At 37.9% G+C, this 12,949-nt stretch carries 14 protein-coding genes; 8 read left to right on the top strand and 6 right to left on the bottom strand.

The genetic code is table 11. From position 1 onward, the window contains the following. Nucleotides 1-19: 19 nt before the first annotated feature. Nucleotides 20-1,933, top strand: coding sequence for a T9SS type A sorting domain-containing protein (locus tag IPP32_13925; GenBank protein ID MBL0049179.1), 1,914 nt, complete (start codon nucleotides 20-22; stop codon nucleotides 1,931-1,933). A 13-nt stretch (nucleotides 1,934-1,946) separates the two neighbouring features. Then, entirely contained in the window at nucleotides 1,947-3,884 is a 1,938-nt protein-coding gene (locus tag IPP32_13920) for a T9SS type A sorting domain-containing protein (protein MBL0049178.1), read from the top strand. A 78-nt stretch (nucleotides 3,885-3,962) separates the two neighbouring features. Here the strand turns inward: IPP32_13920 and IPP32_13915 are convergent, their stop codons facing one another. Further along, nucleotides 3,963-5,942 (bottom strand): dehydrogenase E1 component subunit alpha/beta, encoded by a 1,980-nt coding sequence (locus IPP32_13915; GenBank protein ID MBL0049177.1) that lies wholly within the window; start codon nucleotides 5,940-5,942, stop codon nucleotides 3,963-3,965. A 113-nt stretch (nucleotides 5,943-6,055) separates the two neighbouring features. Here IPP32_13915 and IPP32_13910 point away from each other — a divergent pair, with 113 nt between their 5' ends. Further along, nucleotides 6,056-6,223, top strand: a complete 168-nt coding sequence (locus tag IPP32_13910) for a FeoB-associated Cys-rich membrane protein (GenBank protein ID MBL0049176.1) — start codon at nucleotides 6,056-6,058, stop codon at nucleotides 6,221-6,223. Between the two features lie 641 nt (nucleotides 6,224-6,864). Here the strand turns inward: IPP32_13910 and IPP32_13905 are convergent. Continuing rightward, nucleotides 6,865-7,092 (bottom strand): hypothetical protein, encoded by a 228-nt coding sequence (locus tag IPP32_13905; GenBank protein MBL0049175.1) that lies wholly within the window; start codon nucleotides 7,090-7,092, stop codon nucleotides 6,865-6,867. Nucleotides 7,093-7,266: 174 nt separating this feature from the next. Then, nucleotides 7,267-7,611, bottom strand: coding sequence for a hypothetical protein (locus IPP32_13900; GenBank protein ID MBL0049174.1), 345 nt, complete (start codon nucleotides 7,609-7,611; stop codon nucleotides 7,267-7,269). Nucleotides 7,612-7,775: 164 nt separating this feature from the next. Here IPP32_13900 and IPP32_13895 point away from each other — a divergent pair, with 164 nt between their 5' ends. Beyond that, complete coding sequence (locus IPP32_13895) at nucleotides 7,776-8,480, top strand: DUF5011 domain-containing protein (protein ID MBL0049173.1); 705 nt, start codon at nucleotides 7,776-7,778, stop codon at nucleotides 8,478-8,480. A 285-nt stretch (nucleotides 8,481-8,765) separates the two neighbouring features. Here the strand turns inward: IPP32_13895 and IPP32_13890 are convergent, their stop codons facing one another. Together IPP32_13890 and IPP32_13885 are read right to left on the bottom strand one after the other, a co-directional pair. Beyond that, nucleotides 8,766-9,683: a hypothetical protein gene (locus tag IPP32_13890; protein ID MBL0049172.1), complete on the bottom strand. Its 918-nt coding sequence runs from the start codon at nucleotides 9,681-9,683 to the stop codon at nucleotides 8,766-8,768. 15 nt (nucleotides 9,684-9,698) lie between these two features. Continuing rightward, complete coding sequence (locus IPP32_13885; GenBank protein MBL0049171.1) at nucleotides 9,699-9,917, bottom strand: DUF3820 family protein; 219 nt, start codon at nucleotides 9,915-9,917, stop codon at nucleotides 9,699-9,701. Nucleotides 9,918-10,146: 229 nt separating this feature from the next. Between IPP32_13885 and IPP32_13880 the strand changes: the two genes are divergently transcribed. From IPP32_13880 to nth, 3 genes are all read left to right on the top strand, one after another. After that, nucleotides 10,147-10,728, top strand: coding sequence for a sigma-70 family RNA polymerase sigma factor (locus IPP32_13880; protein MBL0049170.1), 582 nt, complete (start codon nucleotides 10,147-10,149; stop codon nucleotides 10,726-10,728). A 113-nt stretch (nucleotides 10,729-10,841) separates the two neighbouring features. Beyond that, a complete protein-coding gene (locus IPP32_13875; GenBank protein ID MBL0049169.1) occupies nucleotides 10,842-11,027 on the top strand; it encodes a hypothetical protein in 186 nt (61 codons plus the stop codon). An 83-nt stretch (nucleotides 11,028-11,110) separates the two neighbouring features. After that, entirely contained in the window at nucleotides 11,111-11,761 is a 651-nt protein-coding gene (gene nth / locus IPP32_13870) for an endonuclease III (GenBank protein ID MBL0049168.1), read from the top strand. Here the strand turns inward: nth and IPP32_13865 are convergent. Beyond that, the gene (locus IPP32_13865) at nucleotides 11,750-12,286 is read right to left on the bottom strand and encodes an ATP-binding protein (protein MBL0049167.1); all 537 of its coding nucleotides are present in this window, start codon (nucleotides 12,284-12,286) and stop codon (nucleotides 11,750-11,752) included. The genes nth and IPP32_13865 overlap by 12 nt on opposite strands. 97 nt (nucleotides 12,287-12,383) lie before the next feature. On the opposite strand from IPP32_13865, the gene IPP32_13860 reads away from it, so the two are divergent. Next, nucleotides 12,384-12,860, top strand: coding sequence for a hypothetical protein (locus IPP32_13860; protein ID MBL0049166.1), 477 nt, complete (start codon nucleotides 12,384-12,386; stop codon nucleotides 12,858-12,860). Nucleotides 12,861-12,949 lie beyond the last annotated feature (89 nt).

The raw sequence follows: 12,949 nt of genomic DNA, 5'->3' as shown, positions 1-12,949 counted from the left end.
ATGTTCTAAACTCCTGTAAATGAAAAAACAACTACTCCTCCCGTTATGCATGCTCTTTGTTTCTTCTGCCTTTTCCCAAAGTGAATTAGTCAATATTTACTTAAAAAAAGCACAACAACTTAACATCAAACCGGTTCCTTTCACGAAACCACAGGCTGCTGCGGCAGTTGAAATGCCTGTTAAAAGCTCTAAAAATAAAGTTCAAACCTTATCGAAAACCCAAGCCACACAAGCTATAACGGAACACTACATTGGGAAAACTGAATACGATTTGCAGACCAATGCTGCAATAGGTAACAGATTACTAGTCCACAATGATAGCACAATTTCGGCCGCTTGGACCCTGATAGCTGTTGGAGGAACATCGGCTTCAAGAGGTACCGGATACAATTATTTTAATGGGAACAATTGGAGTCCTATCCCCACACAAAAAATAGAACCTAACAGTCGAGCAGGATCTAATAACATTTTAGTTACTTCAACCGGAAGAGAAATAGTAATAGCACATACAAGTACTGGTTCAGGAGGAATGTTGCTCACTGCCAGACCTGCAAAAGGTATAGGAGCATGGACAGAAGACCCTACAGTGTTAGGACAGATGGCGAATGACACTTGGGCAAGAGCAATTGTTGGTGGAACAAATGGTGAAACCGTGCATGTTATTTGTCATGGTTCTGGAAATAGCGCCACACCAGTAAATGGGCAGGATGGTCCACTATTATATTCGCGTTCGCTCGATGGGGGAATAACATTTCCAGTTTTAAGGTCATTAATACCTGCTATTGATTCGTCACATTATTTGGGATTTAATGCCGAGGATTATTCAATCGATTCAAAAGGCGACACAGTTGCTATAGTGGTGGGGAGCTTTTCGACCGACCTAATTCTTTTAAAGTCAACGGATAATGGCACTACTTGGAATAGCAGAATACTCCAACCCTTTCCTGTCCCATTTTATGATGGTTCTGTAGGATTGCCTGGTGGCATTGCTGTTGGGCCAAGTGGTGATGCGCATGTAAGGATTGATAACACAGGGCTTGTACACGTATTTTGGAGCAATGTACTTTTAACTGATTCTTTTACTACTCTGGGCTATTATCCAAATGTGCTTGATGGATTGCTCTACTGGAATGAAAATCATGCTTTGGGCGCAGTGGATACTATTGCATGGGCCCCCGACAAAAATGGGAATGGTCAACTCGATGTAGTGAGTAATTCAAGTGGCTGCGGGATTGCCGGAAATTACCGAGGATCAATTACCCAAATGCCTAGTTCAGCTGTAGATTCGGCTAATAATTTGTTTGTTTGCTTTCAATCTATTTGTGAAGACTGTGACACGCTTGCTTATGCGGTAAATCACAAACATGTGTATACAATTGTATCACAAGATAATGGAATAACTTGGAGCAACCCCCTTGACATAAATCAAAATATTGATAGCGCTTATCAGGAAGGAGTTTATGCCTGTCTAGCTAAAAATGCAAACGGAGCAATTCATCTTACCTATCAGCGTGACCCTGCTCCGGGGCATTCACTTCTTACGAATGGTTTAACTCAATGCCAGAATTGGAATTTAACTGAAAGCGATATTATTTACACTAAAATAGATTATTCCGGACCCGGTGGCTTTCCTTGGCGATATGGAAATTTATCCTCAAAAGCTCAATTTAAATCAAAGATAAATCTTCAAAATTTCCCTAATCCTGCTGATAAGCAAACAGTAATAAGCTTTGAATTAAATCAAAATTCTACAGTGAAAATGGAATTGAGAAATATCTTGGGACAAATAAAGATGCAGGAAAATCTTGGAAAAATGGAAATTGGGAAACACACTCTACCGCTTGTCACAACGTCTTTACCAGCCGGACTCTATTTTTATTCCCTAAAAACTGAACACATGGAAGCGAGTGATAAAATGCTAATTATACACTAATCTACATTTTAATATGAAAATAATTCTACCCCAATTATTTCTTCTATTTGCGGTTAATTCAGCATTTTATACACAAGCACAAAATTCAAGGAATTTAATTCCAAATGCTTATTTCAAAAGCATAAAGGCAATTCCTATCAGGTCGCAAGTAATAGAAGAACCTGCACTTCGATTACCTCAATTGGACTCAAAAAAACGAGACGCACTATCCATGTCTGCTCAAAAATCACAAGGGGTTACCGAAGCACTAATTGGAAAAACAAATTACGATTTACAAACCAATGCCGCAATTTCAAATCGATTAATCTCTTTTCCGGATGGTACCCTTTCAGCTACTTGGAATTTACATTCGCCAGGCACAAGCACCTCTGCCATTGGAACAGGTTATAATTATTTTGACGGAACCGCTTGGAGCTTGATTCCTACTCAGCGCATAGAACCTACACAAAGAACGCTTTTTACAAATATTGTAGTAACCCAATCCGGAAAAGAAGCAGTAATTGCGCATTCCAGCACGCTGCCCGGTATGTTAATTACAACACGGCCACAAAAAGGGCTTGGTACTTGGACCGAAAATCCGTTAAATTTAGGTCAAGCTATAAATGATAAATGGCCCAAAGCGATATCCGGCGGCGCAACAGGTGAAACCATTCATGTAATTTGCAATGGTTCGGGTACTAGTGGTATACCTCTTTATGGTCAGGATGGGCCATTACTTTACTCACGCTCGTTAGATGGCGGGGCCAGCTTTCCTATTCTTAGAATGGTAATTCCAGCTATTGATTCTTCTCATTATATAGGATTTGGTGGTGATTCCTATTCAATCGATGCACATGGAGATACAGTTGCCATTGTACTAGGATCATTTGCTACTGACTTAATTTTCCTCAAATCAATTGATAACGGAACTACATGGACTTCCCGCATTATTCAAAGTTTTCCAATACCATTTTACAAGGATAACCTTGATTCTTTGCCAGATTTGAATGGTGATGGTACTTCAGATGAAATTGAAACAGCAAGCGGAGATGCGCATATAATGCTTGATAACAATGGATTGGCCCATGTTTTTTGGAGCAATATACGGGTAACCGATACCTCAGCTTCCGCACTATTGGGGTATTACCCTAATGGTACTGATGGCTTATATTATTGGAACGAAAATTTTGCGACGGGTGCTTCACCTGATACTATAGCCAGAGCCGAGGATATAAACGGAGATGGTGTTTTAACCATTGCACACGGAAGTCAAGGTGGAGGCACAATGGGATTATATCGGGGTGGAATAACACAAATGCCCAGTTCCGGAGTAGATGCCAACAATACTATTTATGTAAGTTACCAATCTTTATGTGAAACCTGTGATACAACAGCCTATGGGACAAGTTATAAGCATGTTTATTTAAAATCATCAGCCGATGGTTTCGACTGTGCCATTGATATTGATCAGGATATAGACTCAATGAATCATGAATGTGTATTTGCCTGCATGGCTAAAAGGGTTGATAATGCAGCACACATCATCTATCAACGCGATGGTGCACCCGGACATTCACTAATATTTTGTGGAGGGCCGGGAATTTGTCAAGGTAGTTGGAATCTAACTGAAAGTGATATAATTTACGCCAAAATTGATTTGTTCTTTGGTGGTGTTAATTGCGGTGTAAACGTGCACGAGAATGCGCTTTTAAACTTAATCTTAACAAGTTACCCGAACCCTGCTGAAAATACATGCATGATCACATTCGATCTCAAAAAAAATACAAGTGCAAACCTTCAGTTAAAAGATGTAATGGGTAAAATTGTATATTCGGGTAACAAATTCAAACTACCACCAGGCAAACATTCAATTGTGGTAAATACAAGTGATCTTAGTGACGGAATTTATTTCTATACCTTAAAAACGGAGGATGAAGAAGTAACTAAAAAGATGTTGGTTCAACACGATTAAACTCAAAGAAGTACGATTAAAAAGAAGCAGCCTTTTCAATCGTCGTAATTTCATCCTAATTTAAGATCCTTAGACAACTTAATACTTCAGCAAATCCAACAATTGCTTCTCAAATCTGCCTTTGGGCAAAAAGTTAGCTTCCAACTCCAGCGCAAAAGGAACAGGTGTATCCAGGCTAGCGCTGCGCATTACCGGGGCATCTAAATATTCGAAACAATGTTCACTGATAAATGCTGAAATTTCGCCTGCAATGCCACCAATCAAAGTATCTTCATGCAATATAATCACTTTGCCGGTTTTCTTAACCGTAGCTGCGATTGCTTCTTTATCAAATGGCAAAAGACTGCGCAAATCGAGCAAATCAGCCGAAACGGAAACATTACGGTCTAATACTTCTAAAGCCCAATGCACTCCGGCTCCATAGGTGATGATAGAAACATCGTTTCCTTGACGTAATAATTTTGCCTTACCTATTTCTATAGTATAATACTCGTCGGGCACTTCTTCGCTAATGCTGCGGTAGAGCGCTTTGTGTTCAAAAAATAAAACGGGATTTGGATCTTCAAAAGCTGCACATAACAAACCTTTTGCATCGGCCGGAAATGCGGGGTATACCACCTTTAAGCCCGGAGTATGCACAAACCAGGCTTCGTTCGATTGCGAATGAAAGGGCCCTGCTCCCACTCCGGCACCTGTGGGCATGCGCACCACCACATCGGCATTTTGCCCCCAACGCCAATGACTTTTAGCGAGATTATTTATAATTTGATTGAATCCGCAGGTAACAAAATCCGCAAACTGCATTTCTACCATTGCTTTGTATCCCTTAATAGATAAGCCTAGTGCTGTGCCAATAATGGCGGATTCACAAAGGGGAGTGTTGCGTACGCGCTCACTTCCAAACTTTTCGAGAAAACCTTCTGTAGCTTTAAACACACCGCCATATTCAGCAATATCTTGCCCCATTAACACCAGGTTAGGATGGCATTCCATCGCTTGGCGCATCCCGTCGCTTATGGCATCTAACAATCGTTTATTACTCGTTTTACCACTTGGGATGGCAGTTGATTTTAGTTTAGCCGTTGCGTAAATATCTGCATACTCGGCAGCAGTATCAGGAATAACAGGTGCTTCGCCAAAAGCAATTTCAATTCCCTGTTCAATTTTTTCTTTTATTTCTTTTCGGTAAGCCGATATAATTTCCTCCGTAAGTACCGCTTCATCCAATAGATATTTTTCAAAAGTGATTAATGGATCCTTTTTTGCCCACTCTTCAAACAATTCTTTCGGAACGTATTTGGTACCTGAAGCTTCCTCATGGCCACGCATGCGAAAGGTCATACACTCCAGCATAATAGGACGCGGGTTTTCGCGAATGGATTCGGCAATTTTTTTAACGGCCTCATACATTTCCAGCACATTGTTTCCATCTACTTTTACCGCTTCAATTCCGTATCCAATGGCCTTATCCACAAAATTTTTGAATTTAAATTGTTGGTTAGAGGGAGTTGAAAGTCCGTAGCCATTGTTTTCGATCACAAAAATTACCGGTAAATCCCATACAGCTGCTACATTTATGGATTCGTGAAAATCACCTTCGCTGGCACCGCCATCTCCTGTAAATACTGCCGTTACATTTCTCTCCTTATTTAACAGGGACGCCAAGGCAATTCCATCGGCAACGCCCATTTGCGGGCCGAGGTGAGAAATCATGCCAACAATGTGGTATTCATTTGTGCCAAAGTGAAAGGAACGTTCCCTTCCTTTTGAGAAACCGGAATATTTGCCTTGAAACTGCGCAAATAATTTTTCGTAAGGGATACCACGACCGGTAAATACGCCCAAATTGCGGTGCATGGGTAAAATATATTCATTTGCCTGCAAAGCTTGAGTGAGTCCTACGGAAATTGCTTCTTGTCCAATGCCCGAAAACCATTTCGAAATTTTTCCTTGACGCAACAAGAGTAGCATCTTTTCTTCAATCATGCGGGGTTCAAGTATTCCTTTGTATAGATTTAGGAGGACATCGTCGCGGTGTTTTTTTCGATCAAACTTCATAATGAGATGTAGCAATAGGATTTAAAATACTGATTTTTTGGGAAAAGAAATAGTGAATTTGTGCGGGTAAAAGTATTAAAAATATTAATTTTGAGGCGCTAAGAGATTCATTCATGAATATTCAAGAAATTATACTCGCCCTCGTTTTTGTGCTTTCAGTTTTTTTTATCGGAAGGCGCATTTATAAAAGCATTTCGGCAAAAAGCTGCGCCAAAGGTTGCGGGGGGTGCAGTACCATTGATTTTTCGAAAATCGATACTTCAAAATTCGAAGCAAAATAAAGGTAATTGAAATAGAACGCGGATTAACGCGGATGATTATGATTTGCGCGGATTTGATTTCGGTCAAATGGAAACAGCTTAGCTTTTTAGCAAATTAAATAAACAGCATTGCTAAGTTTAAGAAGTTTTAGAATAGAACGCTGATTAACGCGGATGATTATGATTTTAGCGGATTTGATTTCGTTCAACTGGAAACAGCTTAGGTTTTTAGCAAAATAAATAAACAGCATTGCTAACTTTAAGAAGTTTTAGAATAGAACGCTGATTAACGCGGATGATTATGATTTTAACGGATTTGATTTCGTTCAAATGGAAATAGCTTAGGTTTTTAGCAAATTAAATAAACAGCATTGCTAACTTTAAGAAGTTTTAGAATAGAACGCGGATTGACGTAGATGATTATGATTTTAGCGGATTTGATTTCGTTCAACTGGAAACAGCTTTGGTTTTTAGCAAATTAAATAAAAAGCATTGCTAAGTTTAAGAAGCTTTAGAATAGAACGCGGATTAACGCGGATGTTTATGATTTGTGTGGATTTGATTTCGATCAAATTCAAATTCCTTAATACTTTTCATAAATCAGACAAAAAAAAATCCTTTCGGTACCGAAAGGATTTTTTTCTTTTTGGAAAAAGAAATTATTACTTAGTCTCTTCCATTTTCTTTGTTGTGTCTGCAGTTGCAGCAGCAGCCATTGAATCTGCAGTAGCCTGAGCTTTAGCAGCTTCCATTTCAGCGTTAGCAGCTTCAGCAGCAGCAATAGAGTCAGCTTTAGCTTGTTCCATTTTAGCTTTTTCTTCTGCACTTGGTCCACACGCTACGAATGCAAACATTCCAGCGATAGCAATTAAAGATAATACTTTTTTCATTTTTGTGTTAAATTGATTATTTAAAAATTTTTGCAAATGTATGCTTTTAATTTAAAAATAAAAACATTATTGATTTTTTTATCTAGCTGAGCATCAATCAAATTAAGAAGGGGTAGTTGAAATTATATCAACTACCCCTATTTTTTCAATTGAAAAAGAGCTAATAAGCAGGGATTATCCTCTGTCTTTATTAAGTTCCTTTACATTTTCCTTTTGTTTTTGCTCTGGAGTTTTAGCTTTTTTTACCGCTCCTTTTGCTTTGCCTTTCATTGCTTCTGCAGCAGCAGCAACAGAATCGGCGATCGCTTTTGCTTTAGCTTCTGCTTCAGCAGCAACCTTAGCAATAGAGTCTTGAGCAGCTTGCGCTTTTGCAGCAGCAGCTTCAGCCTCAGCAGCAGCAACAGCGGCAACAGAATCAGCAGTAGCTTTTGCTTTTTTTGCCATTTCTTCGGCGCTAGGTCCGCAAGAAACAACCGCCATAATGCATAAAGCGGTCATTGATAATAATACTTTTTTCATTGTGTGATTTTTAATTAATTAAATTTAAATTTGGTTAACCGGGCGCAAAAGTAAATTTTTTTGACTGAAAACAAAAAAAATAGTGGCTATTAAAAAAATAGTTTACCTTTGCGGCTCAAATTAAGAATCAAACAATTCACAAAAAATAATCAAACAAAAAAAAAATGAAAAAGAACATCATTATTTTATCATCAGCACTTTTTTTAGGCGCTACAACCTTAATGATTGGTTGTAAAAAAGACGATACTACTGCTCCTGTGGTAACATTAAGTGGTTCAGACACACAAACACTTTCTTTGCAAGGAACATATTTTGAGTTGGGTGCAACTGCAAATGACGATGAAGATGGGGATTTAACTAGTGCGATTTCCATTTCAAATACCATTAATAAGGATTTAACAGGAACTTATACCGTTACCTATAGTGCAACTGATGCTGCAGGAAATGAAGGTACAGCAACAAGAACAATAACTGTTGTAAACGATGCTGCGAAATTTGAAGGAACGTACGCCGTTACAAATCTTTCCTTTTCACCAGCCACTTGGATGCAAACAATTAAAGCTTCAACAACTAAAAACAACCGAGTTATATTTAGTCAATTTGCTCAAAGAACCGGAAATGATAAAGTTTCGGCTGATTTGAACGGTGATTTTCAAGTTGTAGCTTATACAACTGGTCCTTTAGGAACTAACAATTGTACCTTTAATTATGCTACTTCATCTACTTCCGGAACTGTTCCTGCAAAAAATGCATCTGGTAAATGGACCTTTAAATTAACTTATACTGAAGGCAGAGGTGCTGCAGGTGATGTTGGTGCTTGTTCATTCGTAGCTCCTACACCGTTTGTTGAAGATTTCGTTCAGAACTAAGAAATTATATTCATATTATTAAAAGAGGCTGTTCCTAGTGAGCAGCCTTTTTTTTGCCTTTAAACTTCACAATATGTGCTTTGAAATATAGTAACGCTATGTGAAATACAAAAGTAACAACTAAACTAAATGCGTTTCTACTTTCGCAATTTCAATTTTCAATAGCACGCATCTTTTAATGACACGCGAGAAAAATGATAACAGAATCAAAATAAACTGCTCCCTTTCAAAAACAGTTCAATTGCAGAATAGGATGCTTGGAAGGAAGAGAAAAGTAAGAATCAACTATAAACCATAATAAAGCCTCAATCCTATTGCATGCTGCAATTTTAAAGGAGCATTTTGTTCTACTTTTATTTGCTCATAGGAGGGATTGTACACCAATTGAATTTTTGTTTTGGGATTTACATTAAAATTGAAACCCGCCCCTGCAAAGGCTCCAAAACCCACTCCTCCAGGCCTTCTTGCAGTTGCATTTGAATTAGGATTATTAATATCATAATAGCTAGTTAAATCGATTTGCAAATTATTAATTTGAATTTGGTTTTTATCGAATTTAGCCATAGTGACATTTAGTCCACCTTCCACCAAAAAATTTATTTTTTCAGCTGCGTCACCTGCTAAGTGCTGATACCCAACTTGTAGCAAAAGTCTTTGCTCACCTCCAACGATGGCAAAGGTCTGCACCGTTTTTTGTAATTGATTGCCATTGGAATTGGGTCGGGTGGTGATGGTAAAATTGCCGCTAACACTTAATTTACTTGCATTTGCATGAAACACTATGGCTCCATTATCGCTTACCGCATAACGTCCATTTAGTCCTACCAAAAATGCAACATTGTATCTCATATTTACCGGCATATCACTTACGTCGAAATTCCAATCACCGGGTTGAACACCCAACTCTTGCGCAATATAATCAGGTTGCCCGTATGCACCGCTGTATTGGAAATTAATTTTGGTATTCATAAAACTTGTTTCAAAACTATTGCGTTGGCCGCCTAAATCATATCCATATCCATCGTAGTTGTATGCCGAATGTTTATTGGCGAAATAAGAACCAATGTACAAGCCTACCAGAAATTTCTTTTTCTTGGCAGTTGCAACTTGAGTTTGTTCGGGTTCATCGGTATTGGAGTCTTGTGCGATAGCCGGTGCAACAATAAGAAATAGGATAACTAGTAGAAGTTTATTTTTTTTCATGTGCTAAAATTAATTCTATTTTTTCTTTAAAGGTTCAAGTAGTTTCTCAAGTCCATTTAATTTTATTTCGTAAATTGTTTGAAGCAATACACCCAATTTACCTTCCGGAAAACCTTTTCGGTTAAACCACTCCAGGTAAGCCACCGGTAAATTGCACAAAAGTGTGTCTTTGTACTTCCCAAAAGGCATTTTCATTGTAACCAATTGTAGTATTAGGTTGGGATTGGCATCCATAAATAAAGCGCTAATTAATGTTTAAACAATGATAGAAACAAATTTGATTTGTTTTACGTTGAAATAATAGGTATTTTTGAAAAAGAATAAAATTTTTGGCAGCGCACAATAAATTAAAATTACTTGCGTTAGCATATCAATTTTAACAGTTATTAACCTTAAAACCGGGAACCTCTTATAGAAAAATTTCTACTTTTTTATTTACATCATTTTAAAAAAGGAGGTTTCTATGCACACTTCACATCTAAGCGACAGCGAGCTTGTCAGCATGTATCTAAGCGGCCATGAGGCTTCATTAGGAATATTAGTAACGCGCCACAAGAGCCGGGTATTTGGCATGATATGGCAAAAGGTTCAAAACCGAGAACTCGCTGAGGACTTATTTCAGGACACTTTTATTAAAGTCATCAATACTTTAAAAAAGGACGGTTATAATGAAGAAGGCAAATTTGCGCAATGGGTGTTACGGATAGCCCGCAACTTAGTAATGGACCATTTTAGGGACGCCAAGAAATTAAAAACCGTAAGCGGCGGAAATGAATACAACATTTTTGACACCTTGAATTTAAAGGTTTCAAATATTGAAGACCGTATTATTAAAAAGCAAATTCATACCGACTTACGAAGGATGATAGATGCTTTGCCTCGGGATCAACGAGAGATAGTAATGATGCGTCATTTTGAGGAATTAAGCTTTAAAGAAATATCTAAAATTTTAAATATCAGCATCAATACCTCTTTGGGGCGCATGCGTTACGCAATTCTGGGCTTACGCAAGATGATGCATGAAAACAAAGTAATTTTATCGTAACAACAACCTGATTATTGATTCGCCGGAAAAATTTTTCGGTGAATTTTTTTTTGGGGGATACAATATTTTAAAATGAGCTGCGTTAGGGAGGTATATTCATCAAAACAAAAACTATGAGTAAAACCTCTACACTTAAAAAAACAAATTCAATTTCAGCTCATTCAAAATCAGAGAATACGCATTCCTTTGAAGGGCAAGAGCCTTCCAATAGTGTGATACAAGCGATTCTTAATTACTCCAAAGCACTTAGTGTGCAAGCGTCGAAAAACATAAAACATGTGGAGTTGATTTTGAACTAAAAGTAAGAAAGTGAAAATGGAAAGCCGGTTGAACAGCCGGCTTTTTTATTTTTAGCATCTTTGAATCCATTAAACGCAAAAAATTGACACGTAAGGAGCGCTTCGAAAAAGTCATTGACTATTTTAGTATTAATCATCCGATAGCTGAAACAGAGCTACAGTATTCCAATCCTTATGAATTGCTAGTAGCTGTTATACTCTCAGCGCAGTGCACCGATAAGCGGGTAAACATGGTTACGCCTGCTCTATTTTTAGCTTTTCCTAATGCCGAAGTACTGGCTGCGTCGAGCGCTGATGCCGTTTTTCAATACATAAAAAGCATTAGTTATCCAAACAATAAGGCCAAGCATTTGGTGGGAATGGCCAATATGCTGTATAAGGATTTCAACAATGAAGTTCCATCCGAAATTGACCAATTGCAAAAAATGCCGGGAGTAGGAAGGAAAACCGCGAATGTAATTGCTTCGGTAGTTTTTAATAAGCCAGCAATGGCAGTTGATACGCATGTTTATAGAGTTTCGAATCGCTTAGGCTTAACACTAAATTCGAAAACACCGTTGGAAACAGAAAAGCAATTGGTGAAGTTTATACCTGAAAACAAAATCGCTACAGCTCATCATTGGCTCATCTTGCATGGAAGGTACGTGTGTTTGGCGCGAAATCCTAAATGTGGGGATTGTGCCATTAGCCGCTTTTGCAAGTATCATGAAAAAGAAATTAAATCACCCAAATGAAGCTAAATGTGCATCAATAACAGCGATGGCCCTTTTTAAGCGATGCTCATTTGATCCGGAAATTATGCAGTAGTTGGCATTTGATTCACGCAATTCACGTTCGTACCAGCTAAAGAAAAACTCCCTTCGTTCGGGATGCTCCCGCTGTGCATCATATTCCCAAGGCAAATCAATTTGCATTAAGAGATGAAGTGAATAATCATTAGCCGTATACTTTTCGGAAATAAATTTTGGGCACTCGTTAAATGCATTTTGTGCCCAAATCTTAGTTACCAATAAAGTGGTATCGCAAATAAGTATATCTGATGATACTTTAGCCAAGGCTTGCTCCTGAAGCAGCTGCATTCTTGCAATCTCAATAATATCTTCCAAAAGGTAAGGACGATTTAATTTGGCGATATAGGCTCTCGCCACCTCGGGAACAAACTTGCAAGCATAATGTGCGGCCAATTGTTCGGAAAGTACTGATTTTCCTGTAGATTCAGGTCCAACAATTGCAATTTTTAGAAGTTGTTCTTTTGCCAAAATATTTTTTTTTGTTGGATTGCCTTTTGTGAGCTAATAAATTTTACTTTTGGTCAAAGATATTTTTAAAAATCAATCCATTAAAACCGCACGTAACATGAAATTAAAATCAGCTAAAACAGGATTGGCAGCACTTGCTTTTCTTTTTATTTCAAACTTGACTTTTGCCCAAAAAGTTAAAGTGGTTAAAGACAAATTATTGGATAATAAAGTATATGAAATTGAAATAAATGAGGATGGTGCGAAGAAGCCGAAGCCAATTAAAGATGAAATGTCGTTTAAAGCTCAAAAAATAAAATCCAAATATATGGATGAAAAATTCATGCTGAACTCCGGTTTGTATGTAGTGGAAGTTGACACAGCTTATGTAGAGGGCGAAACTGAAGGTTCACAAGTAATGGAAAAAACCATCAGTTTTACAGCTGAAAGCGTGAATGGCGACAAAGAAAAATTAGCTTGGACAGGCTCGGTAACCGGCGAAGATATTGAAGGTACGATTATCCTTTCAAAAAAGGAAAAAGTAAAAAAGCAATGGACTTTTAGCGGCACTCAAAAATCGAAAAAGAAAAAATAATTTCAATTCGAAAGCGTTAAAGAGGTGATTCTGAAAAGAGTCACCTCTTTTTTTTGAGTTATAATAAATCACGTGGTATTGAAAGTTTA

It is taken from the genome of Bacteroidota bacterium, assembly GCA_016721765.1.
GTDB lineage: Bacteria > Bacteroidota > Bacteroidia > UBA4408 > UBA4408 > UBA4408.
The sequence above is the reverse complement of the archived record's forward strand: the minus strand, read 5'-3'. Positions and strand labels throughout refer to the sequence as shown.